This window comes from Fulvivirga sp. (assembly GCF_040220315.1).
Lineage (GTDB): Bacteria > Bacteroidota > Bacteroidia > Cytophagales > Cyclobacteriaceae > Fulvivirga.
In genome coordinates, this window is sequence record NZ_JAVJUY010000363.1 from 16,387 (window position 1) to 41,935 (window position 25,549).

Annotated in this window: 27 protein-coding genes; 6 read left to right on the forward strand and 21 right to left on the reverse strand. The window is 36.9% G+C overall.

All coding sequences use genetic code 11. The features are described 5' to 3' along the window. Positions 1-11 precede the first annotated feature (11 nt). From RLO81_RS18750 to RLO81_RS18770, 5 genes are all read right to left on the reverse strand, one after another. Positions 12-986, reverse strand: a complete 975-nt coding sequence (locus tag RLO81_RS18750; RefSeq protein ID WP_350115406.1) for a M28 family peptidase — start codon at positions 984-986, stop codon at positions 12-14. Positions 987-1,168: 182 nt separating this feature from the next. Next, positions 1,169-2,281 carry an AI-2E family transporter gene (locus RLO81_RS18755; RefSeq protein WP_350115409.1) on the reverse strand — a complete coding sequence of 371 codons (1,113 nt, stop codon included), beginning with the start codon at positions 2,279-2,281 and terminating at the stop codon, positions 1,169-1,171. A gap of 196 nt (positions 2,282-2,477) precedes the next feature. Then, the gene (locus RLO81_RS18760) at positions 2,478-3,611 is read right to left on the reverse strand and encodes an MBL fold metallo-hydrolase (RefSeq protein WP_350115412.1); all 1,134 of its coding nucleotides are present in this window, start codon (positions 3,609-3,611) and stop codon (positions 2,478-2,480) included. Further along, positions 3,608-3,973 carry a DUF1801 domain-containing protein gene (locus RLO81_RS18765; protein ID WP_350115415.1) on the reverse strand — a complete coding sequence of 122 codons (366 nt, stop codon included), beginning with the start codon at positions 3,971-3,973 and terminating at the stop codon, positions 3,608-3,610. Before RLO81_RS18765 ends, RLO81_RS18760 begins: the two co-directional genes overlap by 4 nt. A 31-nt stretch (positions 3,974-4,004) precedes the next feature. Next, positions 4,005-4,868: a TolB-like translocation protein gene (locus RLO81_RS18770; RefSeq protein ID WP_350115418.1), complete on the reverse strand. Its 864-nt coding sequence runs from the start codon at positions 4,866-4,868 to the stop codon at positions 4,005-4,007. A gap of 58 nt (positions 4,869-4,926) precedes the next feature. Between RLO81_RS18770 and RLO81_RS18775 the strand changes: the two genes are divergently transcribed. The 3 genes from RLO81_RS18775 to RLO81_RS18785 all read left to right on the forward strand — a co-directional run bounded on the left by RLO81_RS18775 (position 4,927) and on the right by RLO81_RS18785 (position 8,774). Then, on the forward strand, positions 4,927-5,178 hold the full coding sequence (locus RLO81_RS18775; RefSeq protein WP_350115421.1) for a YkgJ family cysteine cluster protein: 252 nt from the start codon (positions 4,927-4,929) through the stop codon (positions 5,176-5,178). Then, positions 5,175-5,411 (forward strand): YkgJ family cysteine cluster protein, encoded by a 237-nt coding sequence (locus RLO81_RS18780; protein WP_350115512.1) that lies wholly within the window; start codon positions 5,175-5,177, stop codon positions 5,409-5,411. Before RLO81_RS18775 ends, RLO81_RS18780 begins: the two co-directional genes overlap by 4 nt. Before the next feature lie 153 nt (positions 5,412-5,564). Further along, a complete protein-coding gene (locus tag RLO81_RS18785; RefSeq protein ID WP_350115424.1) occupies positions 5,565-8,774 on the forward strand; it encodes a sensor histidine kinase in 3,210 nt (1,069 codons plus the stop codon). Here RLO81_RS18785 and RLO81_RS18790 read toward each other — a convergent pair. Beyond that, positions 8,771-9,718, reverse strand: a complete 948-nt coding sequence (locus RLO81_RS18790) for a bifunctional helix-turn-helix transcriptional regulator/GNAT family N-acetyltransferase (RefSeq protein WP_350115428.1) — start codon at positions 9,716-9,718, stop codon at positions 8,771-8,773. The two genes, RLO81_RS18785 and RLO81_RS18790, sit on opposite strands and share 4 nt — an antisense overlap. A gap of 251 nt (positions 9,719-9,969) precedes the next feature. Between RLO81_RS18790 and RLO81_RS18795 the strand changes: the two genes are divergently transcribed. Continuing rightward, positions 9,970-10,746 (forward strand): phenylalanine 4-monooxygenase, encoded by a 777-nt coding sequence (locus RLO81_RS18795; RefSeq protein WP_350115432.1) that lies wholly within the window; start codon positions 9,970-9,972, stop codon positions 10,744-10,746. Positions 10,747-10,852: 106 nt separating this feature from the next. Then, positions 10,853-12,334, forward strand: a complete 1,482-nt coding sequence (locus tag RLO81_RS18800; protein ID WP_350115435.1) for a dihydrolipoyl dehydrogenase family protein — start codon at positions 10,853-10,855, stop codon at positions 12,332-12,334. On the opposite strand, the gene RLO81_RS18805 is transcribed toward RLO81_RS18800, so the two are convergent. Together RLO81_RS18805 and RLO81_RS18810 are read right to left on the reverse strand one after the other, a co-directional pair. Next, positions 12,331-12,792 carry a hypothetical protein gene (locus tag RLO81_RS18805; RefSeq protein WP_350115438.1) on the reverse strand — a complete coding sequence of 154 codons (462 nt, stop codon included), beginning with the start codon at positions 12,790-12,792 and terminating at the stop codon, positions 12,331-12,333. The genes RLO81_RS18800 and RLO81_RS18805 overlap by 4 nt on opposite strands. Continuing rightward, positions 12,792-13,502 carry a YebC/PmpR family DNA-binding transcriptional regulator gene (locus RLO81_RS18810; RefSeq protein WP_350115441.1) on the reverse strand — a complete coding sequence of 237 codons (711 nt, stop codon included), beginning with the start codon at positions 13,500-13,502 and terminating at the stop codon, positions 12,792-12,794. Before RLO81_RS18810 ends, RLO81_RS18805 begins: the two co-directional genes overlap by 1 nt. A gap of 141 nt (positions 13,503-13,643) precedes the next feature. On the opposite strand from RLO81_RS18810, the gene RLO81_RS18815 reads away from it, so the two are divergent. After that, positions 13,644-14,414: a bestrophin family ion channel gene (locus RLO81_RS18815; protein ID WP_350115444.1), complete on the forward strand. Its 771-nt coding sequence runs from the start codon at positions 13,644-13,646 to the stop codon at positions 14,412-14,414. Positions 14,415-14,432: 18 nt separating this feature from the next. Here the strand turns inward: RLO81_RS18815 and RLO81_RS18820 are convergent, their stop codons facing one another. The 13 genes from RLO81_RS18820 to trhO all read right to left on the reverse strand — a co-directional run bounded on the left by RLO81_RS18820 (position 14,433) and on the right by trhO (position 25,528). Continuing rightward, positions 14,433-15,032 carry a nitroreductase family protein gene (locus tag RLO81_RS18820; RefSeq protein ID WP_350115447.1) on the reverse strand — a complete coding sequence of 200 codons (600 nt, stop codon included), beginning with the start codon at positions 15,030-15,032 and terminating at the stop codon, positions 14,433-14,435. A 56-nt stretch (positions 15,033-15,088) separates the two neighbouring features. Beyond that, the gene (gene hisIE, locus RLO81_RS18825) at positions 15,089-15,673 is read right to left on the reverse strand and encodes a bifunctional phosphoribosyl-AMP cyclohydrolase/phosphoribosyl-ATP diphosphatase HisIE (protein WP_350115450.1); all 585 of its coding nucleotides are present in this window, start codon (positions 15,671-15,673) and stop codon (positions 15,089-15,091) included. Further along, positions 15,670-16,422 carry an imidazole glycerol phosphate synthase subunit HisF gene (gene hisF / locus RLO81_RS18830; RefSeq protein WP_350115453.1) on the reverse strand — a complete coding sequence of 251 codons (753 nt, stop codon included), beginning with the start codon at positions 16,420-16,422 and terminating at the stop codon, positions 15,670-15,672. Before hisF ends, hisIE begins: the two co-directional genes overlap by 4 nt. Further along, on the reverse strand, positions 16,415-17,131 hold the full coding sequence (gene hisA / locus RLO81_RS18835; RefSeq protein ID WP_350115456.1) for a 1-(5-phosphoribosyl)-5-[(5-phosphoribosylamino)methylideneamino]imidazole-4-carboxamide isomerase: 717 nt from the start codon (positions 17,129-17,131) through the stop codon (positions 16,415-16,417). The genes hisF and hisA overlap by 8 nt, the downstream gene beginning before the upstream one ends. Further along, the gene (gene hisH, locus RLO81_RS18840) at positions 17,128-17,709 is read right to left on the reverse strand and encodes an imidazole glycerol phosphate synthase subunit HisH (RefSeq protein ID WP_350115459.1); all 582 of its coding nucleotides are present in this window, start codon (positions 17,707-17,709) and stop codon (positions 17,128-17,130) included. The genes hisA and hisH overlap by 4 nt, the downstream gene beginning before the upstream one ends. Then, positions 17,710-18,813: a bifunctional histidinol-phosphatase/imidazoleglycerol-phosphate dehydratase HisB gene (gene hisB, locus RLO81_RS18845; RefSeq protein ID WP_350115461.1), complete on the reverse strand. Its 1,104-nt coding sequence runs from the start codon at positions 18,811-18,813 to the stop codon at positions 17,710-17,712. It abuts the gene before it with no gap. Next, a complete protein-coding gene (hisC, locus tag RLO81_RS18850) occupies positions 18,810-19,844 on the reverse strand; it encodes a histidinol-phosphate transaminase (protein WP_350115464.1) in 1,035 nt (344 codons plus the stop codon). Before hisC ends, hisB begins: the two co-directional genes overlap by 4 nt. Further along, a complete protein-coding gene (hisD, locus tag RLO81_RS18855) occupies positions 19,841-21,127 on the reverse strand; it encodes a histidinol dehydrogenase (RefSeq protein ID WP_350115467.1) in 1,287 nt (428 codons plus the stop codon). The genes hisC and hisD overlap by 4 nt, the downstream gene beginning before the upstream one ends. Position 21,128: 1 nt before the next feature. Beyond that, on the reverse strand, positions 21,129-21,989 hold the full coding sequence (gene hisG / locus RLO81_RS18860; RefSeq protein WP_350115470.1) for an ATP phosphoribosyltransferase: 861 nt from the start codon (positions 21,987-21,989) through the stop codon (positions 21,129-21,131). Between the two features lie 177 nt (positions 21,990-22,166). Further along, complete coding sequence (locus RLO81_RS18865) at positions 22,167-22,850, reverse strand: hypothetical protein (protein WP_350115473.1); 684 nt, start codon at positions 22,848-22,850, stop codon at positions 22,167-22,169. 132 nt (positions 22,851-22,982) lie between these two features. Further along, positions 22,983-23,963 (reverse strand): peptidoglycan DD-metalloendopeptidase family protein, encoded by a 981-nt coding sequence (locus RLO81_RS18870; protein ID WP_350115476.1) that lies wholly within the window; start codon positions 23,961-23,963, stop codon positions 22,983-22,985. Between the two features lie 6 nt (positions 23,964-23,969). Further along, entirely contained in the window at positions 23,970-24,500 is a 531-nt protein-coding gene (gene mog / locus RLO81_RS18875; RefSeq protein ID WP_350115479.1) for a molybdopterin adenylyltransferase, read from the reverse strand. Then, the gene (gene trhO / locus RLO81_RS18880; protein ID WP_350115482.1) at positions 24,500-25,528 is read right to left on the reverse strand and encodes an oxygen-dependent tRNA uridine(34) hydroxylase TrhO; all 1,029 of its coding nucleotides are present in this window, start codon (positions 25,526-25,528) and stop codon (positions 24,500-24,502) included. The genes mog and trhO overlap by 1 nt, the downstream gene beginning before the upstream one ends. Positions 25,529-25,549 lie beyond the last annotated feature (21 nt).

Sequence of the window (25,549 nt, forward strand, 5' to 3'; positions counted from 1 at the left end):
AGTAAAAACATTCAAACAGACAACTCAACATCAAACCTTTCAACAGCCTGAATAATTAGTTTAACAACTTCTATGTAAAAGTCATGATCGATACTATCAAATGTATCTGATGGCTGGTGATAGTTTGGGTGATCTTCCACAGCAAAATAGATAAAAGGAATACCCTTCTCATGAAATGGTGCATGATCTGAGGCGTCTGTCCAATCTAATTGCTTGGTATTGCCGGGATCATCATGACCGTATTTTAAATTGATTGGCGATTTTATTTGATTCAATGTGGGCTTTAGGTGAGGGTAGTGGTATGTGCCTGCAGCATATAGCTCCATGGAATCGTTTTTTGAGATCATATCCATGTTAATGTTCAAAACAACACTGTTTATGTCAACAGGAAAATGTGCTGACAAATAATAACTACCTTCCAAATCTATTTCCTCGGAATCTATGGCGGAAAAAATAAGTGTATGGTTCAGTGATTTGTCATGGAAGTACTCCGCTATGGCCAGAAGGGCAGCAACACCTGAAGCATTATCATCTGCGCCATTGTAAATTTCACCATTGCGCATTCCCAAATGATCGTAATGTGCAGTTATTAAAAGTACCTTATCCGTCAGTCCTTTTTTTATGGCTATTACATTTCCTCCTTTTAGAGTTGTGTCTGGTATGATAACAGAACTATCTTTATAATCAGAAACAGGAAACAACCAGTTTCGTTTATCTCCGCTTAATGTAATTGAGAAGGGCTGAATATAACCAGTATTAAAGGCGGGGTCTAGCCCCAATGAGTTAAAGTAATTGGCAATAAACTGTTGAGCTTTTTTGTGCCCTTGAGTTCCAAATAATCTTCCTTCCAGGGAGTCATGTGAAATGAGTTCAACATTACGAAGAATATTTTTTTCATCAATTATAATTCTGCTGGTATCAGTATTTGGTTGACAACCAACTATTATAGATAATAATAATGCTGCTGCTAATAGTTGTTTAATCATGGTATTTAATAACCAGAACTTATTCGAAATGTTAACTTTTTATACTCATTATAATTCATAATCTATTTTAATATGATACAATTTTAGTGAGCTGTAGTTTGTTTCTTATGATTGATATTCTTTGTTCTTTGGGTTTTACATGGAACTTTGATTCGCTCTTTCAGCCTAACCATAATTAACCTTTATTTTTTAAACCATGATATGAACCTTTTAAAGGATCTTGAGATGAATTTGTCATCAGCATCTTTGGTTTTGTAGTTGCTCTCGCCAATGAGTAAAGCAAAGGGCTTAAGCTCAGTATACTCTTCGCAAACTGCTTTTAGCATGGCAGCAAAAGGCAGGAACAAAATCATTCCTGCTATACCCCAAACAGAGGCACCAATGATGATACTTAAGATGGAGGTAAAAGCATTAATTTTGAGATTTTCCCCTACAATTTTTGGCGTTAGTACATTTCCTTCAATGAGTTGTACCAACCAAAAGAAAATAATAATGGTAACGGGCATCCAAATTGAATCATGCGAGATAAATGAATACATAACTGGTATAGCAGCACCTATAAATGTGCCTGCATAGGGTATAAGCGCTAACGTGGCCGCTAAAAATCCAAACAGAAATGGGTTGTCGATACCAATAATCCAAAGTCCGATACTATCAATTATTCCAAGAATTACCACAATCACCAGCATACCGAAAAGGTATTGTTGACCAACTTTTTGCACAGATTGAAACATGTTAAGAGCATTTTTTCTATGCTTTTCAGGATAAAACCTAACCAATGCTCGTATTACGCCTCTACGATAAATAAGTATTAAAAAGGTGAAAATGATGGACGTAAGAAAACCGAAAATAATGTTTGCAGTGTTGCTAAATGTTTGGCTGATTAAAGTACCAGCAGATTCATTCAACCAGTTTTTTAATTTATCGAGTAGTTCTTCTTTGTCCAATTGTGGTAGAAATTCAATGTTTTGATTGATAAATAGGGTTGTGTCTGCGAAAACATTTAGAATTTTAACCCTGAAGCCTGTAAGGTTTTCTGATAAGTTGATGATTTGATTTGAAAACAGAAAAATGGCCGCTGCAATAATGAGAAACGAGCCGAGGATAGAGAGAAGGGCCGATATGAGCTCGTTGGTGCCCCAGCCTTCAATTTTGCGTGCAACAGGATGAAGTATAAAAGCAAACAAAAAGGCAAAGGCTATAGGTATTAAAACAGATTTTGCTAAAATTAAAATAGCGAACAAGCCAATAATGCTGGCAATCACATAAAATAATTTTTGAAATGATAGCTGCATAAATTTACGATTAAACTAAACTCATTCTTTTAATCAAGAGGAGTGTGAGGGCGTTAAAGATAACCTATTTAATACTAATCACGAGGTATTGTCAAGGAAGGTTGCTGTTATACTTAACTATTGACTATCGAGTATCTGATCTTACTTATTAAATAAAAAAACCTTTAACTGAAGCTAGCAAAAATATCGATTCACATTACTCAAATTCCCACCAATCCTTCTTTGGAGGCGCATCCAAAGTAAAAACTTCACCAATTAGTGGCGTTACTAAAATTACACTATCTAACTCGGCTGCTTTATTGGCTCGTAAAATAGGTTCTTTCCATGGGTGCACCGAAAGGTCGAACTTAGCCCAGTGGATTGGGAACATGAGCTTGGCATTGAGATCTTTGCTGGCCTGCACGGATTGCTCAGGCATAAAATGGATTTCGTTCCAGTTAGTATTGTATGCGCCATTTTCCATAAAAGCTATATCAAACGGCCCAAACAGTTCACCTATCTTTTTAAACTCATCAAAATAGCCACTATCGCCACTAAAAAACACATTCAGACTATCGGATTGTATCACCCAACTACCCCAAAGTGTTGAAAATCGATCTGATAGTCCACGGCCACTGAAGTGTCTGGAAGGCGTGAATATGAATTTAATGGAAGAGTATCGCACACTTTCATACCAATCTTTTTCTTCAATTTTTGATTCATCTACTCCCCAATGTTTTAAATGTGCACCTACACCGAGCGGCACTAAATACCTTACAACCCTTTCATCCAGTTCCAGTATGGCTCGGTAATCTAAATGGTCGTAATGGTCATGTGAAATGAGTACTACATCAATTTTTTCAGGTAAATCTGCAATCAAAGGCCTATTTTCCATATCAAATTGACTCAAAGAACCTGGAATAGGTGAGGCATTAAAAAAAACAGGATCAGTTATAATATGCTTGCCATTAGTTTTAAAAAGGATTGTTGAATGCCCAAGCCACACAAACTGACCATTTTTCAATTCGTTGCCATTCAGCTTCTTTGTAGGCAACGGTTTTGTTGGATTTTTGCCTTCTGGCGGAAAAAATATTCTGTAAAGAAAGCCTGCTATGGATTGCTCATTCTCTGGGTCAGGGGTTTGAATTTTCGTTTCAATGAGATTTACAAATACTTCACCGTTGTAATTTTTTGAAGCATTAACTCTTGCAAGACCTTCACCTGATGGAGCATCGCCAAATGCAGGAGAAAATGTTACAAAAGACCATATTCCAATAAATAGTATGGCCGCAATGATTACAACCCACTTTACAATGTTTTTGATTACTCTAATTTCCTTTTGTAGGTTCATACTTTGAGTTTACCACTGCGATACAAGTCAAGTGCATTATTTAAAAGCATCTCAACTTTACTTAATGGAATATTTTTAGTGGGATTTACTTTTAATATTTTCATTTTTGCTCTACTTCCTTGTTCTAAATCGGGATGATCCAAAAGCTTGCCCTCCACAAACAAGATATACGGCTCTTCTGTTTTTTTATCAGTCCATAAATATGCAAACATTTTTTTCTTGTAGCAGAAACAGGGCATTCCATACTTTTTAGTTTCTGTTACATGCTCATCCTGATCCAAAATAATGCTGCGCAGGGCAAGCAAACAACTTTTATTGGGCTCTGGTTGATTTAAGTAAAAGTAATCTAATTCCCTAAGCATTATTGTTTAGAAGTTATATTCTGATTTAAATCTATTCTCTATTCATAATTTGATCATAAATAGGTTGCCATTCTACTTGCATAACCCGAGATGATGAAGTGCCTGTATGCTGATTAAATAGTAAGATCTTTTTATCAAAGGATAATATGGCACCATCTTCGTAAATTTCTGTATTTACTACGTTCCCAATGTTTAAAGGAGAAGCCCACTTGCCATTGTCCAAAAAAGATACATATACATCATCTTTACCATGCGTATCAGGCCTCTTCATGCTATTGAAAAATAGTAATTTTAAATCCTGATCGTAATAAGAAGGCCATTGCCATGCGTCATTAATGGTTAAGTTTTTAATTGTGGTAATTTCAGTTCCATCCCAATTGTAGATCCACCAGGCACGCCCATCGAGGTTATCACTTGAAAATAGAAGGTTTGAGTTATCTAGCGGTGTTCCGCAGCACTCATTACCCAGGTCATTGATTTCTTTTAAAGGCTTTGCCTTACTCCATTTATTGTCTGTTAATTCCGACACCCAGATATTCCACACGTCATTCTCTCTACTCGAGCCACCTGGCCTGTCTGAAGTAAAGTAGAACTTTTTACCATCAGGTGTTAGTCTTCCTCCCATGTCGTTGTAAACACCGGAAAATGGGAGAATTTGGGCATTTACCCATAGATTATCATTTCGCTCAGCCTGGTAAATGAACAACTTGTCTTTTAGTATATCTTCTCTTACAAAGTAAATAAGATTTCCATTATTGGAAAATCCACAAACCGCGCCAGATGTACTTGAGCTAAACAACTCTGGTGCGTAAGGAGTTACCGTTTGACTGTAAATAATACTTGGCAACACAGCCAATATTCCGAATGCTGCTTTCAAATAGTTAATAATTTTCATATTATGGAATTTATCTGTTATTTGATATCGAAGGAACCAAAATACTATAAACACCAGTATGATTGATTTGAAACAGTTCAAATTTGCTTCAAACAATAAATCTAAAGAGAACAAGAAATTTCTTTCATCACTTAAAAATGCAAACCCAAGAAAGCTTGATAATGCATTTCATACCTTGCACGAGGAGGTGTTCGAAGAAGTTGACTGCCTGAATTGTGCAAACTGCTGCAAAACCACCAGCCCCATTTTTCGGAATAAAGACATAGAACGTCTTGCCATGCACTTCAGAATCAAGCCTGGAGAGTTATAGAAAAATATCTACATCTTGATGACGATAATGACTATGTATTAAATGGTTCACCCTGCCCGTTTTTAACCGAAGATAATTTTTGCTCCGTTTATGAAATTCGTCCAAAAGCTTGTCGCGATTATCCTCATACCAATAGAAAGAAAATGTCTGGCATATTACATCTAACATATAAAAACACACTCGTGTGCCCGGCAGTATTGGCAATAGTAGAACGCTTAAAAATAGAGTATTAAGGTCATGTTAGAGCTGTTATTTAAAATACTTCTACCTGCTTTCAACTTCTAATGATCCTTCTGGCCAATGAAGTTTGAGGATAACTTATTATTTACGATATTGATATACTAGACTTAATTCTATTGATAGCCAATTTCCATAAACTAAGATTAGTGATCAGCCTTTGTTGGGTGATGTTGGCAAGTATTATCAGCTTTGCTCAAACGCCCAAGATCAACAAAAATCTTAATCAATATAATCTGGAACATTGGACTACCAAGAATGGCCTACCAGACAATGCGATCATCCATACTCTTTTTTCTGAAACGGGTTATTTATGGTTGGTATCATATGGAGGAATAAGCAGATTTAATGGCCGTGATTTTAAAAATTTCAATTCCTACAATACACCTTCAATCACCAACAATTCATTTACACATATTTTTGAAGATAAGGATGGTGTGATTTGGGCTGCTTCCAGTGGTGGTGGACTAGCAACTGTGAAAAATGATGCAGTTCACATTTATACCACTGTTGATGGACTGCCTAGCAATTTTATTGAAGAAGTTGTTCAGGATGAATCTGGCAGGTTGTGGGTAGCAACCAGCGATGGGTTGTGTTATTTAAAAGATAATAAATTTGAGAATACAGAAACACCAGAGCAATTAAAAACAGAGCGGCTAAAAAGCCTGGATGTTGATAAAGAAGGTACATTATGGGTAGCAACCACCAGCGAAGGTTTATATGCTTATAAAAAGTCAAAAGAGTTAAAATTATTTAATACGTCTAATGGTTTGGTAAGTAATACCATCAATTATGTTAGGTACGATGATGATCGTATATGGGTAGGAACCGAAGATGGTCTTTCAATTATTAGTGCTGATAATAGCATTGAAAATCTCACTACCGATGATGGCTTACCCCATAAAGTAGTATCCTCATCACTGGTTGATCCAGTTTCACGGGCAGTATTTGTTGGTACGTTTAAGGGGTTTGTCCGATTTAAAGATGGAATAGCCGACTATCCCTCTAAAGGTAGCCCATTGCATAATAATGATTTTACCAACATCATAAACGATTATGAAGGTAATATCTGGGTTTCAACTTACAGAAAAGGATTGTTCAAGTTATGGAATGGAAAATTCACCAATTATTCAATTGATAAATCACATATTACTTACCCATATATTGTTCATGCCATTTTCAGGGATAATCAGGAAAACCTATTTGTGGTACATGAACTGGGTATTAACAAACTGGATCTGAAAAACAACACTATTGTAGAATATGATATTGGGTATAAGTTTACAGAGACTAAACTAAAATATGGCCTGTGGGATTCGAAAGGTAATTTATGGATAGGTACAGGTGAGTTCCTTTTGAAGTCCAGAGATGGTAGAGTAGAAAAGTTTAATGATACCAATGGGTTAGTCCATGATAATGTAAGAACTATTTACGAAGATAAATCAGGAAAAATTTGGGTAGGGACCAATAATGGCATCAGCGTAATTCACGAAAATGGTTCTATAAAAAACTATACGCCAGAAACAGGTTTAAGCCATGAATATATCATGCACTTCAATGAACTATCAGATGGGCGTATGGCAATCGCCACACGTAATGGGCTAAATTTATTTAATGGTGAAAAATTTGAGTCCTATCATATGAAAGATGGTATGGCCGGGGATTTTGTATTTAAAACATATGAAGACAAGCAAGGCATATTATGGGTCTGTGGTAATGCTGGTTTAACGCGATACAAGGATGGTGAATTTAAACACATAACATCACATAACGGGCTCGGAAGTAATACCATTTTCCAAATATTAGAAGATGATTTGGGGAATTTCTGGATGACGACAAATCAGAAAAACATCACAGTATTTAAAGTTTCCAAAGATGAGTTAAACGATTATTTTGATGGAAAAATATCAGAAATAACTTCAGTTGAATTTACCAAAGCAGATGGGTTACAGTCCAGTTCAGCCACTTCATCAGGTACAAGTTTTAAGACAAGGGATGGTCTTTTGTTATTTGCAACAAATGAAGGTATTGAGGTTATTGACCCAGAAAATATCAACCAGAATAAACGTAAACCACCGGTGGTTATTGAAGAATTCAAGGTGGAAAATGAAGTGATTTCACTCGATTCCGCTGTTGTAATTGCGCCTGGTAAACAACGAATTACTATTAAATTTGCAGCTCTCAGTTATGTCGCTTCTGACAAGCTACAATACAAATATAAATTGGAAGGGTTTGATGAAACCTGGCAAGATGCAGAAGGCGTGCCAGAAACAAGTTATACGAATCTTGCACCTGGTGATTACACGTTTAAAGTAATAGGAGCAAATAGTGATGGTATCTGGAACCAAGAGGGCGCAGCCATTTCCTTTACAAAAACGCCTTTTTTCACACAGACAAGAAATTTTACCGCGCTCATTACCATTTTGATAATGGCATTGGCATTTATGGGTTACAATTTACGAGTGAGGTCTCTTAAGAAATCTAAACTATTGCTTGAAAAACTGATCGATGAGCGTACTTCTGAAATATTGATGAGAAAAGAAGAAATAGAGACACAGAAAGAGGAAATAGAAGCCCAGCAAAAAGAAATTGAATCAAAGAATAACGAATTGCAGCAAATAAATACTCGTTTAGAAGATATTGTAACGGAAAGATCAAGTCAGCTCAAATCTACCTATCAGGATTTGCTAGATGTAAACCGGGAGTTGGATACGTTCATTTACAGGTCTGTGCATGATGTGCGCGGGCCTATTGCCAGGCTTCAGGGGCTGAGCTATCTCATTTCTCTTGAAACGGAAGATAAAAAAGTACTCGAATTGGTGGAACGCCTTAATCTTACTGCTTATGAAATGAATGAGCTATTTTACAGGCTTATCAATATCATCAGGCTTAAATCTTCTGAATTAAACGTAACAAAAATAGATCTAGAACCGCTCGTTAAAGAAATAGTTACCAGAATATGTGAAGAAAGGAATTGTGAAGTTAAAACAACAATTGTTGTATCAGATAATTTTGTATTGCTCACAGATCAGAACAATGTTAAATTAATACTTAGCCAGCTTATTGATAATGCAGTAAAATTCAGGAATGCAAAAAAACCTGAGCTAACAATTGAAGCAAGTATGGTTGATAATGGAATGGCAAGTATTAAAGTGAGTGATAATGGGCTTGGTATTGATGATGACATAGCCGATCATATTTTCGATATGTTTTTTGTCGGCCAGGAATATATCCAAGGTGCGGGATTGGGTCTGTATGCAGTGAAAACAGCGGTAAAAGTATTAAAGGGTGAAATTAAACTAGTGAGTAATAAAGCTGGTCAAACATGTTTTGAGGTACTTATCCCAAGTAATGTTTAAAGTTTTAGTTCCATATATATGTTGGAACGCTGGTAATCTGATTTCCATGGAGTTGTGGCCTCAACAAAGCCCAATCGGTTATAGAGTGTAATGGCCGGTGTTAATATTCGGTTAGATTCAAGAAAAATCAATTCTGCCTTTTTAGCCTTAGCGATGGAAATTATTGCTAAGCCCAATTTTTTACCAATTTGTAAGCCCTGAGAAGATGCTGTTACAGCCATTTTGGTAAGTTCATAACCATAACCTTCTTTTTTCTTTAAGGCGCAGGTACCTACCACTTTGCCTTGGACTTTGGCAAAAACTATTGCGCCACCAGGTTCAATGATATATTTCTCCGGTTCGCTTAGTACTTGAATGTCAATGGGCTCTACGGTAAAATACTTCTCCAACCATTCTATGTTTAATGTTTTAAAATACGCTTTTAGTGATGGCTCATAAGACACTATTTCCACTTCATCTAACAAGCGTTGTTTTCTTGTGGTAAGTACACGATGCAAAAAGCTTTCTTCGGTAAATGATTTTTCTAACTCAATTAGATTTGAATACAAAGTATTTTTGGAATCTCTAAGTAGACTATCAATGGTATTGTGTATGTCATTCCAAACAGGTGTGATGGAATGTAAGAGTTTGCTACCCGCAGCAGATAGTTCAATGGATCTTTTTCTGGCATCTTTAGCATTTGTGCTATTTGTAACTAATCCAGCCTTCTGGAGTTCCTTTACAAGTTTAATTACATATGGGTGCGATATATTGAGCCTTTCTGAAATTTCCACAACCCCAAGAGGAGACTGGGTAGATAGTAAATGAAAAACTGGAAACCATTTAGGGTCAAAATTTAAACCAGCCGCTTTGTACATTTCTATTCCATCATTCATGATCATATCAGAAACTTTTTTGAGGCGTGTACCTAGGGCAAGTACACCAAGTTGGTCTAAGTAATTCATAAAATGTATATAGTTACGTAATAACAAACATAAAAATTATTTTTAAAAATCGTATGATTTTGAATAAAATCATTCTATCATTGAATTCATGAACAAATCGTTTAACACTTACTATTATTATTACTACCAGGAAATAACCTCTTGGAGTAAGTGTTATATGTTCTAATCTAAATCGAAATAATTAACAGAATATATAAGCCCCGCTCCAAAAGCGGGGCTTTTTTAATGCCAATTTTTTAACTACTAACACTATGAAAAAGACTCAGGAACGAATTATTCCAACATTGAAGAACATGCAGCAGGTACATGACAACTATACTGACGAAGATCATGAAGTATGGAGAATACTTTTTGACAGACAAATTAAGAATCTACCTATTGCCGCCACAGAAGAATATTTAAAGGGTTTGGAAATAATTCAGTTTTCAAATGATGAGATACCAAATTTTCAAAAAACCAATAAAATATTACGAGAAGCTACGGGTTGGGAGCTAGTGGCTGTGGAAGGTATTGTGGATGACCAATTGTTTTTCGAATTGATGGCCAACAAGAAATTTCCAGCCACCACCTGGCTTAGAAAAATGAGCGAACTCGATTATCTTGAGGAACCTGACATGTTTCATGATGTTTTCGCACATGTACCTCTATTGGTAAATCAACCGTTTGTCGATTTTCTCCAAGCGTTAAGCCAAATAGCGGTATCGCATGCAGGCGATGCTCATGCTATTGAATTGCTTTCCCGTGTATATTGGTTTACAGTTGAGTTTGGTTTAATAAGGGAATCAAAGGGATTAAGAATTTATGGTGCTGGTATTCTATCTTCAGCTGGTGAAACAAAATTTAGTATAAGTAATGAACCTAAGCACTTTGAATACAATGTTGATCAACTATTAAACACACCATACAGAAAAGATGTGTTTCAAGACAGGTATTTTATCATCGATTCATTTGAGGAGTTATTTGAATCGATTCATGAAGTAAAAATACTGCTAAATGATAAACTAAATAAGAAATTGATGTTCGTTTAATGAAATGAAGGGTGATTGGTTCTATTACTTTCCAGATTACATATCAGGTTAATGATTTGATTGATAATTAGTTATATTTAGAAAAAATAATCTGTCTGTAGTTATTATGACTAAATACGATCTAGTAGTAATAGGTGCCGGCCCCTCAGGCTATGCTGCCGCCATGCGGGCACTGGACTTCAAGAAAAAGGTTTTACTTATTGAACGCTATGGCATTGGTGGTGCCGGGGTTACTAACGGGGCTCTTTCTTCAAAAACCTGGTGGGAAATCTCGAAAGAAACTGCTCGGCTAACCAAGCAGTTAAAAAGGTTTAATGTAGCACCACCAGATATCAAGTTCAAAGATGTGAAGGCCGATGTAGTTGCTGCTATTGCCAATCGCAAGCATTTGCTGTCAGACCATATGGATTTGCTACAGCATTCCCAATTTGCTGACCTTCTAGAATTTAAAGTAGGTAGTGCGAAGCTATTAACTGATCATGAAATAGAAATAACTGGCGAAAACGGGACAGAGCGTGTATATACAGATTATGTTGTATTAGCTACAGGAAGTAGGCCTCGGAAACTTCCAGAAATACCTATCGATGAAAAGGTAATTCTAACCAGCGAAGGTATTGAAAACATTAGCGATTTTCCTGAAAGCATGGTTATACTGGGTGCTGGTGTTATAGGTTGCGAATATGCCACCATATTCTCTGGTTTTGGAAAAACCAAAGTCCACTTAATTGATAAAGGGGATAGGATTTTACCTTTTGAGGATGAAGATGTTGTACAGGTGATTGAGCGCAACATGGAAGAAAGTGGTGTACTAATTCATAGAAATTCGCGGCTTATAAAGATGGAAGTTGTTGATGGCCGAGTACAATACGAGCTGGAATATGACGATGGGTCGAAAGAAATATTTAATGTTGAAAAAGCACTGGTATCTGTGGGTAGGGTACCTAACTATGAAAATTTATGGGCAGATGCAGTACCTATTTCATTAAACCAGCGAGGAATTGAAGATACTGAAACCCAAACAAGTGTTTCGAATGTGTACGCAGTTGGGGATATAACGGCCGATATTGCGCTAGTTAATGTGGGAGAACTTGAACGGCGACATGCAGTTGAAAAAATATTTGGTAAACCCAGGCGTAAATTAGTCTACGAGAATATTTCAACCATAATGTTCCTAAACCCTGAGGTTGCAGGAGTGGGACTCAATGAAATTCAAGCAAAGAAAAAAGGAGTACCCTATAAGGTAGTAACACTAGACTACTCGTGTATACCTCGTGCAATTGCCAAAAGAAATACGCAGGGCTTTATTAAATTACTCGTCACTAATGACGATGATATGAAGATATTGGGTATGCGTGTGGTAGGTCACCATGCTTCAAGTGCAATACAGGCAGTAGCACTTCTCATTAGTATGGATAGGGGCATTGAAGAGCTGGCTGAATGTGTTCATCCGCACCCTTCTATTACAGAAGGCATTCAAGAGTGTGTGAGAATTGTTATGGGCAAATCATTGTTTAAGCCGAGTGCTTTAAAAGCAAAATTGAGTTGCCGTACATTTACCAATGAGAAGTACGAGGATATTATTTTCTAATCGCACAGCGCTTTCATTTCGTCTCGGGTAGCTTCCAGATCATTTTCTATTTTTAGATGTGTAGGCCGTGAGGCATAAAATTGCAATAGAATTATTGGAATAAGCAGTAAGATCGTGTTATTACCTGTGATATATGCCGCCACTCCAGCTGTTAGACCTGCAGCTTCATAAAAAGCGTCTCTTATAATTGTCGCAGTCATGAAAATCTGCAGCCTTGTATTGAATACTTTTCCTCTTGATTTGGCAATATTTCTTGAGTACAAAAAACGGCCAGCAGTTATTGCCATCACCATCATGAACAACGGCAAGTATATGAGCACTTCAAGTCCTTTCTGGTCTGATCGGTCGGCACCTAGATTACTGATATAGGCAAAAACAGCAAATAAAAGCATTGGTGTAAGCAATGCCCAATGTATTAGTCTTATTGTTTTATAGAGTGATATGGCTTTTTTATCCATTAGGCAATATTTGTAAAAACTGCCTGTACATCATCATCATCCTCAATCTTATCTAGCATTTTTTCTATCTCTTCCATTTGTTCCTCTGTAAACTCTACAGGAGTTGTTGGATATCGTTTCAATGAAGATTTTTCAACCTCAATATTTAAGTTTTCCAAGGCAGTCGAGATATTTCCGAAGTTGGTATAGTCGCCATAAACAAAGACTTTATCATCCTTTTCTTCAATTTCCTCCATGCCTGCATCTATCAATTCCAACTGAAGCTCTTCCAGATCCATCCCTTCGGTTTTCACAAACTCAAAAACCGCTGTTCTATCAAACATAAACTCTAAAGAGCCTGTGGGTACCAGCCCTCCGCCTGCTTTACTAAAATAGCTTTTAACATTCGCTACTGTTCTGTTGGCATTGTCAGTGGCACACTCAACAAATACCAATACACCATGAGGCCCTTTGCCTTCATAGTTTATTTCAGTATACTCTGCAGCATCTTTGCCTTCGGCACGTTTAATGGCATTTTCAATATTGTCTTTAGGCATATTTTCAGCCTTAGCATTCTGAATAGCTGTGCGCAATTTAGCATTCATTTCCGGGTCTGTTCCTCCTTCTTTCGCGGCTACTGTAATAGCCTTTGCAAGTTTTGGAAATACCTTGGACATTTTGTCCCAACGCTTTTCTTTCGCTGCTCTTCTGTATTCGAATGCTCTTCCCATTTCTACTAATTTAATTTCAGCGGCAAAAATATAGAAAAGTTAGATTTATGGAATAGGTAATGATGCGAGTTAACTAGTTTACTTAACAATTTCTTAACATGAACTCCTTTTTCTATATTCGCTTGATAACTTAGAATCCCAATGAAAATTGTAAAGAGCCTCTATTTAATCATAAACTATAAAACTTTTATAGTAACAATACTTGCTGTTGTTAGTACCTGGCTATGCGATCATTTTCATATTGTTGCAGATTTTCCGCTAACATTAGTAGCTATAGCTATAGTGTTTCCTGTTGTATTTTCTATTGATAGTGCTTATAAAAGACGTGAGCGAGCCCTTTCACTCTTAGGAGACTTCAAAGCACACGTTATTGCGTTGTACCATGCTTCGCGAGACTGGGTGGGTGACGATAAGGATTTTCAGAATGAAATTAAACTGGAACTTCTTCAAATATACTCTCGAATTCGGGACTTTTTTGTATGCAAACCACAGACTGCGCATGAATCTGAGCGATTGATTTATGAACAAATTTCTAAATTTTCTATGATCGCAAAAAAGTTTAGAGATCATGGTTTGCAGGTAGGAGAGATGTCTAGGGTTAGTCAATACATAAGTAAAATAATGGTGGCGATGGAAAACTTGAAAGTGATTTTGCACTACCGCACACCAGTTACACTTAGGGCGTATAGTAAAGTTTTTATTTATTCATTCCCCATACTTTACGGCCCATACTTTGTTTCAGTATCGGAACATTATTCAGAAGGCTTACAATATGCTATGCCTATTGTATTTAGTTTTATATTGGTGAGTTTGGATAATATTCAGGGCCATCTTGAAAATCCTTTTGATCAGATTGGTGAAGATGATATTAAATTTGATGTAGAGGATTTCTCAGAAATGATGGATCAGTAGTTTTTTTGCGAAGTATTTCTACTCATAAAATGAAGCCACTTCTTCTAAGGGCTTTCTTTCAATGTTTGGCACCCATGTTTCCTCTACAGGGTAGCCAATAGGGATTAGCAACATTGGCCGCTCATTTTCAGGTCGATCTAGCAATTTGGTAAGGAAATTCATTGGGCTGGGGGTATGGGTTAAAGCTACCAAACCGGCATTATGGATGGCCGTGAGAAGAAACCCTGCCGCTAACCCAACGGATTCATTCACATAGTAATTATTCTTTTTCTTACCTTCCGGACAGATGTCATAGGCCTTTTTAAATACTATAATGAGGTAAGGAGCAATTTCTAAGAATGGTTTATGCCAGTCGGTGCCCAACGGCTCTAAGTCTTTAAGCCAGTCTTCAGTCATTCTCCCATTATAGCTTTCGTATTCTTCTTTTTCAGCGGCCTCTCTTATTTGTTTCTTTAAATCGGGGTTACTTACCACACAGAACGACCATGGTTGTTTATGAGCACCTGAAGGAGCTGTTGATGCTGATAAAATGATATTTTCAATAACCTCTTCTTTAGAGTATGTTTCTTTAGAATATGCCTCGTAAGGGTGTCCTTTGATCAACTTTGTCTTGCTCATAACACAATTATACTAATTGTATATGACTAGCAGATGTAAGGTACTTGACAACCCGGCTAGCTGTGGCGTTTTTTTAGTACCCGGATAACATCATTTAAGTTGTGGCCTTTTGCTGTAAGTAGAACTAGGTAATGGTACATTAGATCAGCCGCCTCATTCAGAAAAAGTTCTTCATTGTTGTCCTTCGCTTCAATAACTAACTCTACAGCCTCTTCACCTACCTTTTGTGCAGCTTTGTTAAGATTATTCAGTAATTCATTAGTGTATGATCCTTCTTTGGGGTTTTCTTTGCGGTCGGTAATCGTGTTTTGAAGAAAGCCCAGGTCAGTTGATTTGTTTTCAAAAGTGCCAAAACAGGTATCAGTTCCATTATGGCAGGTGGGGCCTAGTGGTTCTGCTTTGATCAATAGTGTGTCGTTATCGCAATCTATACTTATAGATTTCACATGTAAATGATTGCCAGAAGTTTCACCTTTTGTCCATAACCTGTTTTTTGATCTGCTAAAGAAGGTTACTCTTTTTTCTTTTTCTGTTCGTTCAAAAGCTTCCTGATTCATGTACCCAAGCATTAAAACATTATTGGTGAAATAATCTTGAATAATAACAGGTATTAGTCCTTTTGAAAAATCTGGTTGTATCATCGTATGGCTATATTTTCTTTTTTTAGATAACTTTTTAAATCGGGAATGGCTATTTCGCCAAAGTGAAAAATACTGGCTGCCAAAGCCGCATCAATAGTTGTTTCCTTAAATACTTCTTTAAAATGATGCATCGTTCCTGCCCCACCAGAAGCTATTATAGGTATTTTAACTTTGTTGCTTAATTGCTTAAGCGTGCTGATTGCAAACCCATTTTTTGTGCCGTCATGATCCATGCTGGTAAATAATATTTCGCCAGCTCCTCTTTGTTCTACCTCACAAGCCCAATAAAATAATAATTTATCAGTGGGTTTACTTCCTCCATGAGTATGAACAAACCATTGCCCGTCAATATTTTTAGCATCAATTGCCACTGTTATACATTGCGTGCCATAAGCTGCTACCAATTCTTTGATTAGGTCGGGTCTTTTAACAGCAGAAGAGTTAACAGTCACTTTATCTGCTCCATTTTGTAGTAGTGGTGCAACATCTTCCACAGTTGATATCCCGCCACCTACAGTGAAGGGTATATCAATATTTTGAGCAATTTGCTTAACAAGTTCAACAAAAGTCTTGCGGCCTTCATTTGTTGCAGTTATGTCTAGAAAAACGAGTTCATCAGCTCCTACTTCAGCATAGCTTTTGGCCAGCTCAACCGGATCACCGGCATCGCGGATATTAACAAAATTTACCCCTTTTACGGTTCTACCATTTTTAATATCAAGGCAGGGTATAATTCTCTTCTTAAGCATAATTACTAAGTTCTGCTAATGAGATTTTGTGTTCATAAATGGCTTTACCAATGATAACGCCAAACAAACCGTTTTCCTTTAGTTTCTGTACATCTTCAATACAGCTGACTCCTCCACTGGCGATCAAATTTAATGCTGGGAACGACCCCATTAATTCGTTATAGAGTGCTACGTTTGGCCCTTGTAGCATACCGTCTGTGCTAATGTCTGTGCAAATTACTGTTGTCAGACCATTAGGTATGAAGCTATTTATTAGGCTTTCAATGGTTACCGAGGTGGTTTCTGTCCAACCGCTCACTGCGATCATTTTATTTTTGACATCGGCACCAAGTATAAGTTTTCCGCTACCATATTTCTCAATCCATTCAAGTACCTTCGCTTGTTGTTTTATGGCAATACTCCCGCAAGTAACCTGCGAAGCCCCCGAATCAAAAGCACATGCAATATCCAGATCAGATTTAATGCCACCACCAAAGTCAATTGTTAAATTTGTGGCTTTTGCAATAGATTCTAATACCTTGTGGTTCACTATTTTTCCGGATTTAGCTCCGTCCAAATCAACGAGATGTAAATATTTTATACCATTATCTTCAAAGGTCTTGGCCACATCTACCGGATTTGAGTTGTAAACGGTTTTAGCATTATAATCCCCCTGTTCTAACCGAACGCATTTACCATCTATAATATCGATAGCAGGTATTATTCTCATATTTCAATAAAGTTTTTAATCATTTGTAAGCCTTGTTTACTGGATTTCTCTGGGTGAAACTGAACCGCATAGAAATTGTCTTTATGCAATGAGGCAGAGAATTCTTGTGCATAGTTTGTCGTGGCAATGGTTTCAGGCATTACTGGCACATAGTAGCTATGAACAAAATACATATGGTTATCGCCCAAATTCTTATTTAACGCATGTTTCTTAACCTCTAGCTCATTCCAGCCCATGTGTGGTATACTCAACGATTCTGATTGAAACCTTTTAACTTCTGTATTAAAGACTCCTATACACTCTGTATCACCTTCTTCAGAATGCTTACACATGAGTTGCATGCCAAGACATATACCAAGTACAGGTTGCTTGAGGCCATAAATAAGCCTATCAAGTTTTTTTAATTTCAGATGCTTCATTGTGCTTCCAGCTTCTCCAACACCCGGAAATATCACTTTATCCGCTGATTTTAGCTCATCAAAGTCGTCTGTAAGAATAGGGTCAATGCCCAGTCTGTTTAAAGCAAATATGACTGATTGTGTATTGCCTGCGTTATACTTAACTATTGCAACTTTCATCTATAATACTCCTTTAGTAGATGGTAGTTCATTATTTCCGGCCTCACGCTTAACTGCCATTCTAATCGCTCTTGCAAAGCCTTTAAAAATGGCTTCAATTTTATGATGCTCATTAGTGCCTTCGGCTTTAATATTCAGATTGCATTTAGCTGAATCTGAAAAAGATTTAAAGAAGTGAAAGAACATTTCAGTTGGCATTTTGCCGATCATTTCCCGTTTGAAATCTGCATCCCATTCTATCCAGTTTCTTCCGCCAAAGTCAATGGCTACTTGCGCCAGGCAGTCATCCATAGGTAATAGGAAACCATATCTGCTTATGCCTTTCTTATTGCCTAGAGCATTGAGAAAAGCTTCGCCTAATGCAATGGCCGTGTCTTCAATTGTGTGGTGTTCATCTACTTCTAAATCACCTTTTACAATTATAACTATATCAAGATTTCCATGTTTTGAGATCTGCTCGAGCATGTGATCAAAAAATGCGATACCGGTACTGATTTTGCTTTGACCATTACCATCCAAATTCAGTGATATTTCTATATTCGTCTCATTGGTTTTACGGATTACTTTTGCTTTTCTCTGGGTGAGTAATTGGTAGATATTTTGCCAGTTAGTAGTCACTAGAGAGCAACTTTTTTCAAGGTCTCCTAGTGGAGTGTTTGGATCTCCAATTAAAATACCTTTTGCACCTAAATTTTTCGCCAGTTCTATATCAGTGATCCTGTCTCCGATAACATAAGAATTAGCCAGATCATAATTGCTATCAAGGTACATTTCCAGTAGTCCGGTTTTGGGTTTTCGGGTGGGGGCGTTATCCGATGGGAATGATTTGTCAATCAGAATTTCATCGAATGTTATTCCTTCATTTTCAAAAGCCTTTAGCATTTTGTTTTGTGCAGGCCAGAAAGTTTCTTCCGGAAATGATGCTGTTCCGAGGCCATCCTGATTGGTAACTATTACCAGTTCATAGTCAAGTTCATTGGCAATCATTCCAAGCCACTTAAATACCCCGGGATAAAACTCCAGTTTCTCCAGACTATCAATTTGTTCATCTTCAGGCTCTAAAATAAGGGTTCCATCACGATCGATAAATAATACTTTTTTCATAATGATTCTAATACTTTTAATACTTTTTTATTCTCAGATGGCGTACCAATTGTAATGCGCAAACAGCCATTACAGTTTAAAGCACTAGATCTGTCACGAACAATTAACTTATTGATTTTTAATTGATTATATACTTTTTGATGATCTTTAAATTTCACCAGTATAAAGTTGGTTTCTGACTGATAGATTTTGTCTATAATGTGTAGTTTTTCCAGTTCTAGAATCATTATTTGCCTGTCCTTGATCAATTGTTCAATTTCAGTTGATACTCGATCTTTGTTGTTATCAATGAGGTTACTCACTAAACTTTGTGTAACAGAAGAAAGGTTGTAAGGAGCTTTAACTTTATTAAATAGTTGAATTATCTCTGGGTTAGAAAATGCCATTCCCAATCGAATTCCAGCAAGCCCCCAAGCTTTGGAAAAGGTTTGAAGAACAATTAAATTTTTGAATTCATCGATCCTGTTAATGAAGGAATCTGAATTAGCAAAATCGATATATGCCTCATCAATAACTACTATGCCTTGAAAACTATTTATTAATTTTTGAAGGCTATTAGAATCGAATAAATTACCAGTTGGGTTGTTGGGATTACATACAAAAATAATCTTGGTTCTGCTGTCGATCGTTGCCAAAAAATCATCTATATTCAGTGCGAAATTCTCACTGAGCGGCACTCTTTTTACTGTTACATTTTGAATGGCTGCAGCTACTTCATACATACCATAAGTAGGATCTGGAATTATGATGTTATCGATTATGGGCTCACAAAATATTCTCATAATTAGGTCGATTGCTTCATCACTTCCATTACCCAAAAAAATGGATTCATTGCCTACTTTTTTAAGCTTTCCAATCTTGTACTTTAGCAAGTTTTGGTATGGGTCCGGATATCTGTTGTAATCAGTAGTATAAGGGTTTTCATTAGCGTCTAAAAGTGTTACTTCATCAGTAGGTTTGTACTCATCCCTTGCTGAAGAGTAAGCTTTCATCGCTCGAATGTTCGGACGCACTAGTTGCTCTAAATTCATTTCCTTATACTTTTTAACCTGATAGACACAGCATTTTTATGAGCTCCAAGCCCCTCTGCCTCAGCCATTGTTTCAACGATAGGGCCAAGAACAGAAATTCCCTTTTTACTAATTTTTTGAAATGTGATTTCCTTCATGAAGGAATCAAGTGAAACTCCGCTGTATGCTTGAGCGGCTCCATTTGTAGGCAACGTATGATTAGTTCCTGATGCATAATCACCTGCTGACTCAGGAGTATATGCCCCAATAAATACTGAACCAGCCTGCGTTACCTTATCTGCTATAATTTCTGCATTAGTACAATTAATTATAAGATGTTCCGGGGCATACGTATTAGAAAGCGCCATGCATTCATCCAGAGTTTCAGCAATCACTGCTTTACTTTGAGCTAGACATTTTTTTGCTACATCTGCTCGTGGCAAGTCATTTAATTGAATTTCAATTTCGTTTAAAACTTTCATAACTAATTCCTCAGAATCGCTAAATAGTACTACCTGACTATCTTCGCCATGTTCAGCTTGAGAAAGTAAATCTGCGGCAACAAAGGCGGGATCAGCAGTATTATCGGCTATTACTACAACTTCTGAAGGGCCAGCGGGCATATCTATGGCGGTACCTTCCATATTCACCAATTGTTTGGCTTTCGTAACATATTGGTTTCCTGGCCCAAAAATTTTATTGACTTTGGGCACTGACTCAGTACCATATGCCATGGCTGCTACCGCTTGTGCTCCGCCAATTTTTATAATAGTGCTAATACCTACAATTGATGCCGTGTACAAAATAGCAGGATGAATATTCCCGTTTTTGTCTGGAGGTGTGCATACTACTACTTCCTTGCAGCCGGCAATTTGTGCTGGTATGCCTAGCATTAGCACAGTTGAAAAAAGTGGAGCCGTACCTCCAGGAATATATAAACCAACCTTTTCAATAGGTACAGACTTTCTCATACATGTTACTCCAGGCATGGTTTCTATTGACAATGGAGTCCTTTTTTGTGCAGAGTGAAATTTTTCGATGTTGGCCTTTGCCTGAAGTATTGCGGCCTTTAGCTCTTCAGATATTTTTTCACCAGCTAACTCAATTTCATTATTATCTACTATAAGGTGTTTTAATTTAATTTTATCAAATTGTTCCGTTAATTCTTGTAGAGCAGCATCACCAGAAGTTTTAACTCGCTGCAGAATATTTCGAACAGAACCAGTTAGGTAATCTATATCCAACTCCGGTCTTTTGAGCTGATCTTCTATGTTTTCAGGCTTTATCTTTCTTAATATTTCCATATTATAAAATCATTTTTTCGATAGGTATTACCAATATTCCTTGAGCTCCAAGTTCTTTAAGTTTGGATATTTGATTCCAAAAATCATTTTCATTTACAACGCTGTGCAAGGAACTCCATCCTTCTTCTTTTAAAGGCATAACGGTAGGACTCTTCATGCCTGGCAATACTTCGGTAATTGCTTCAATTGAGCTATTAGGTGCATTTAGGAGTAAATATTTGTTTGACTTAGCTTCATTCACTGCATTAATACGAAAAACTAATTCCTGTAAAAGAGCATACTTTTCTGAGTTAAGATTATTGCTTGCAATTATTACTGCCTCAGATTTTAAAACAGTATCTACTTCCTTCAAGCCATTGGTTAATAACGTGCTTCCGGTGCTCACAATGTCACATACGGCATCAGCCAAACCTATACTAGGTGCTATTTCTACCGAACCACTGATTTCGTGTATTTCAGCTGTTATGTTTTTCTGATCCAGATAATTTTTTACTATAATAGGATAGGAGGTGGCTATTTTTTTACCCTTCAGCCAGTCTGAAGATTTATATTCTTCCGACTTGGGAACAGCTATGGATAAACGGCATTTCGCAAATCCTAGCCGTAAAACCAACTCATTTTGCTTTTGCTTTTCGATAAAAACATTTTCACCTATTATACCAATATCAGCCACGTTATCTTCGATGTACTGTGGGATATCATCATCTCTAAGAAATAATATTTCAGCTGGAAAATTGTCAGCTTCTGCTTTTAATTTACTAGATCCATTACCGAATGAAATACCGCACTCCTTGAGTAGTTTTACTGACTGCTCCTGAAGTCTTCCTGATTTTTGAACCGCTATTCTGATTTTTTGAGACATTTTAATTTGAAATTTTAGAAATAAAAAAGGCTTGTCGCATGACAAGCCTTTTGTTTATGATTAGATTTTTTATTCTAGTTAAAACATATAACTCCCATGCATCCGATGATGTAACAGATGATGGTGATGATGGTTATATGATGCGCTGAATAATTGCATTTGTATTGCAAATATGAATTAATCTATCTGATAATTAAAAATTAATTCTTTTATTTTTTCAGTATCCTCTATATTCTTTAATGATTTTTCGAATTCTCTGGTATCATCTGCAGCCAATATAGTCTCCATTTTTACCAGTAATTGTTTGTTTTCAGTAAGGTAATCTATTCTTTGAGCATAGTCACAATGGTTAGTATGTTTTACCTCTTTTAAATTTTCTTCGTAGGCTAACATCCCTGCTTCATACAACCTTTTCTTTTGTATAACGCTATTCGTATGGTTTTCCATTCCCCCATAAAATGAACCTGAGCCTCTCTCTACAATAAACAAATTGTCCACTCTTCTTTTATACTGAAATACTTCGGCAGAAAGATCAAAATAACGATTACTAATGGCTTCATCGTGCCATTTTTCTTCTTCTTTTAACTTATGAAAAAACTTAATCTTGTCAGCTAAATGCTCAACTTCAATAAAATTGGCCTCGCTGGTATCTTCATTATAGATTTCGATAGCTTCAATAAAATCTTTATAAGTTTCATCTAATGTAGGGAAGTGATATGATTCGTAGTTCGCATAAATCTTTTTAATTTCCTTCTTGTAAGATGTTACTTTTTCATCTTTCTCACCTTGCCCATTGGCCAAACTGAGACTGAAAGAATTAAAAACTAACGCTACTAAAAGCACTAATGGTGTAATTTTCATGATTCTGATTTTAAAAAGCGACAAATAAAATGATTCATTGAATTTAATGCAATGAAAGAAAGGTAAAGTTCGACAATGATATGATGAAAGGCCATCCCTTAATTTGGGGGATATAATTATCAGATAGACGGTTTACATTCCTAAAGACTGGTTCTCGATAGAAGCAAGTTCAACGATTTTTTCGTATTCATCCGGGTTTAGGTCGTTGAAGAAATAGTGTACCGGGTTGATTTTTCGATCTTTTCTTATTACCTCATAATGCAAGTGTGGAGCGGTTGAAGTCCCCGTATTTCCAACATAACCTATAACTTGCCCTCGCTTTACCTTATCACCTGTTTTTACAGCAAATTCGTGCATATGTGCGTAACGGGTTTTGTAACCATATCCATGATCTATACGAATAGTTTTACCATATCCGCTGAAAGAAACATTGGTTTTTTCTACAACACCATCAGCTGTTGCATAAATTGGTGTACCAATAGGTGCAGAAAAGTCGATGCCCGTATGCAGTTTTTTAACTTTATATACCGGATGAATGCGATAACCAAACCCCGAGGCCAGCCTAATTAATTCTTTATTGGCAATGGGTTGAATTGCAGGTATGGCTGCATAGAGTTTCTCTTTGTTTTCTGCCAACTCTACAATCTCGTCATGCGATTTACTTTGGATATACATTTTTCGTTTGAGCTTATCTACACTTTCAGAAAGCTTAACAATCTCATCTTTAAACTCAGAGGAGGAAGATCGTATGTTTTCATAACGGTCTGCACCACCAATGCCTGCATTTCTTATTTCTTCATCAATCGGGTCTGCGCCAAGTACAATTCTATAAATATCATCATCGCGTTTTTCGAGGGCGGCAAGAATTTCATTCATCTTAGAAACATCATTCTCTAAATTATGATAGTAATCTTTTAACTCAGTTAATTCATTTTTTAATCGTAATTCTTTGGGTGACTCAAAATAAGTGTTGTATAGTAGAAGTAAACCAACAGCACAGCCAATAATTAGTGATGCCAAGCCGAGGAAGTTAAACACAACATCCTGGGTTTTAACTTTAACCCGCTCGTATTTACAGGTTTCCGTATCATAATAATACTTTATTCTTGCCATTACACACTAATTATTCTTAGGCCTAAACGCTTTAACAACGTCTGGGTTACATTCCAAATAAGGGCCACCAATTAAATCTATACAATAGGGCACAGCTGGGAATACAGCATCTAAACATTCTCTTATGGCTTTTGGTTTGCCCGGTAAATTCAAGATAAGTGTTTTATTCCTGATTCCTGCTGTTTGCCTGGATAATATGGCTGTAGGAACAAACTTTAAGCTTTCTTGCCGCATTAGTTCTCCAAAACCAGGCATCATTTTCTGGCAAACAGTCTCTGTTGCTTCTGGGGTTACATCTCTTGGAGCAGGTCCTGTACCACCTGAGGTGATAATCAGGCAGCAGTCACGTTCATCAGCCATGAATTTTAACGCGTCTTCCAAAAGGTGCTGCTCATCTGGTAACACCTGATATTCACTTTCCCATTCAGATATTAGGTATTCTGTCAGTGTCTCTACGATGGCTTTTCCGGGTATGTCTTCATATACCCCCTGGCTGGCCCGATCAGATACGTTGATGATTCCTATTCTTGCCTTCATTATTTTTTGAAAGCTAGTTTTTCAGATCGGCCTTTTTTGAACACCTGACGGCCTTTGTTTATTCCCTTTCTGATTTGTGCCTGCTCTTCTTCTGAAAGATGAATGACATCCTGACACTCTTTTGAACAACATCCTTCATATGCTTCCGCACATTTTTCACATTGGATGAATAAGAGGTGACAACCATCATTTTTACAGTTGGTGTGTGTATCGGCTGTTTCTCCACATTGATGGCAAACAGCGATCACATCGTCCGATATTCTTTCTCCTAAACGCTCATCAAACACAAAATTTTTGCCTTTGAATTTATTCTCAAGCCCCTGGGATTTTACCTGACGGGCATATTCGATAATTCCGCCTTCTAGTTGAAAAACGTTTTTAAATCCCCTGTGCTTATAATAGGCGCTGGCTTTCTCGCAACGGATACCCCCAGTACAATACATAAGAAGGTTTTTGTCCTTTTTATCGCTCAACATTTCCTCTATAATAGGCAATGATTGTTTAAAGGTATCTACATCAGGTGTAATGGCATTTTCGAAATGACCAACCTCACTTTCATAGTGGTTGCGCATATCTACAATTACAGTGTTAGGGTCACTTGCTAACTTATTGAACTCTTCAGCTTTTAAATGAACCCCTCTGTTAGTAACATCAAATGTTTCATCATTTAGCCCGTCAGCAACTATTTTATGCCTTACCTGAATTTTGAGCTTGAAGAAAGATTTGCCATTATCATCAACAGCAATATTTAGTCTTTCCCCACTTAATTCAGGGCTATTGTCTATATACTCTTCAAATGCATCAAAATTAGCATCAGGCACGCTTATTTGAGCATTGATGCCTTCGTGAGCTACATATATTCTTCCGTACACGCCCAACTTAAAGAAGTCGGCATATAACTGGTCTCTATACTCTTGGGGATTTTCTAGTTTTACGTATTTGTAAAACGAAATGGTGATTCTTTTTTCTGTACTATTTTGGAGCTGCTCCTTGAGTACATCTTTGTTTCCTCTGTTGTGTAAGATCATTTTGCATGAATGATTTTATTT

Coding starts and splice junctions, on each gene's coding strand:
- RLO81_RS18770 (WP_350115418.1), bottom strand. CDS start 4,868: ATGAAAATTATTAACTATTTGAAAGCAGCATTCGGAATATTGGCTGTG.
- RLO81_RS18755 (WP_350115409.1), bottom strand. CDS start 2,281: ATGCAGCTATCATTTCAAAAATTATTTTATGTGATTGCCAGCATTATT.
- RLO81_RS18760 (WP_350115412.1), bottom strand. CDS start 3,611: ATGAACCTACAAAAGGAAATTAGAGTAATCAAAAACATTGTAAAGTGG.
- mog (WP_350115479.1), bottom strand. CDS start 24,500: ATGAAGGCAAGAATAGGAATCATCAACGTATCTGATCGGGCCAGCCAG.
- hisB (WP_350115461.1), bottom strand. CDS start 18,813: ATGAAAAAAGTATTATTTATCGATCGTGATGGAACCCTTATTTTAGAG.
- RLO81_RS18805 (WP_350115438.1), bottom strand. CDS start 12,792: ATGGATAAAAAAGCCATATCACTCTATAAAACAATAAGACTAATACAT.
- RLO81_RS18810 (WP_350115441.1), bottom strand. CDS start 13,502: ATGGGAAGAGCATTCGAATACAGAAGAGCAGCGAAAGAAAAGCGTTGG.
- RLO81_RS18800 (WP_350115435.1), top strand. CDS start 10,853: ATGACTAAATACGATCTAGTAGTAATAGGTGCCGGCCCCTCAGGCTAT.
- hisA (WP_350115456.1), bottom strand. CDS start 17,131: ATGAGAATAATACCTGCTATCGATATTATAGATGGTAAATGCGTTCGG.
- trhO (WP_350115482.1), bottom strand. CDS start 25,528: ATGATCTTACACAACAGAGGAAACAAAGATGTACTCAAGGAGCAGCTC.
- RLO81_RS18750 (WP_350115406.1), bottom strand. CDS start 986: ATGATTAAACAACTATTAGCAGCAGCATTATTATTATCTATAATAGTT.
- hisG (WP_350115470.1), bottom strand. CDS start 21,989: ATGTCTCAAAAAATCAGAATAGCGGTTCAAAAATCAGGAAGACTTCAG.
- hisD (WP_350115467.1), bottom strand. CDS start 21,127: ATGGAAATATTAAGAAAGATAAAGCCTGAAAACATAGAAGATCAGCTC.
- hisH (WP_350115459.1), bottom strand. CDS start 17,709: ATGAAAGTTGCAATAGTTAAGTATAACGCAGGCAATACACAATCAGTC.
- RLO81_RS18775 (WP_350115421.1), top strand. CDS start 4,927: ATGATTGATTTGAAACAGTTCAAATTTGCTTCAAACAATAAATCTAAA.
- RLO81_RS18790 (WP_350115428.1), bottom strand. CDS start 9,718: ATGAATTACTTAGACCAACTTGGTGTACTTGCCCTAGGTACACGCCTC.
- RLO81_RS18870 (WP_350115476.1), bottom strand. CDS start 23,963: ATGGCAAGAATAAAGTATTATTATGATACGGAAACCTGTAAATACGAG.
- hisIE (WP_350115450.1), bottom strand. CDS start 15,673: ATGATACAACCAGATTTTTCAAAAGGACTAATACCTGTTATTATTCAA.
- RLO81_RS18765 (WP_350115415.1), bottom strand. CDS start 3,973: ATGCTTAGGGAATTAGATTACTTTTACTTAAATCAACCAGAGCCCAAT.
- RLO81_RS18815 (WP_350115444.1), top strand. CDS start 13,644: ATGAAAATTGTAAAGAGCCTCTATTTAATCATAAACTATAAAACTTTT.
- RLO81_RS18820 (WP_350115447.1), bottom strand. CDS start 15,032: ATGAGCAAGACAAAGTTGATCAAAGGACACCCTTACGAGGCATATTCT.
- RLO81_RS18865 (WP_350115473.1), bottom strand. CDS start 22,850: ATGAAAATTACACCATTAGTGCTTTTAGTAGCGTTAGTTTTTAATTCT.
- RLO81_RS18795 (WP_350115432.1), top strand. CDS start 9,970: ATGAAAAAGACTCAGGAACGAATTATTCCAACATTGAAGAACATGCAG.
- hisF (WP_350115453.1), bottom strand. CDS start 16,422: ATGCTTAAGAAGAGAATTATACCCTGCCTTGATATTAAAAATGGTAGA.
- hisC (WP_350115464.1), bottom strand. CDS start 19,844: ATGAATTTAGAGCAACTAGTGCGTCCGAACATTCGAGCGATGAAAGCT.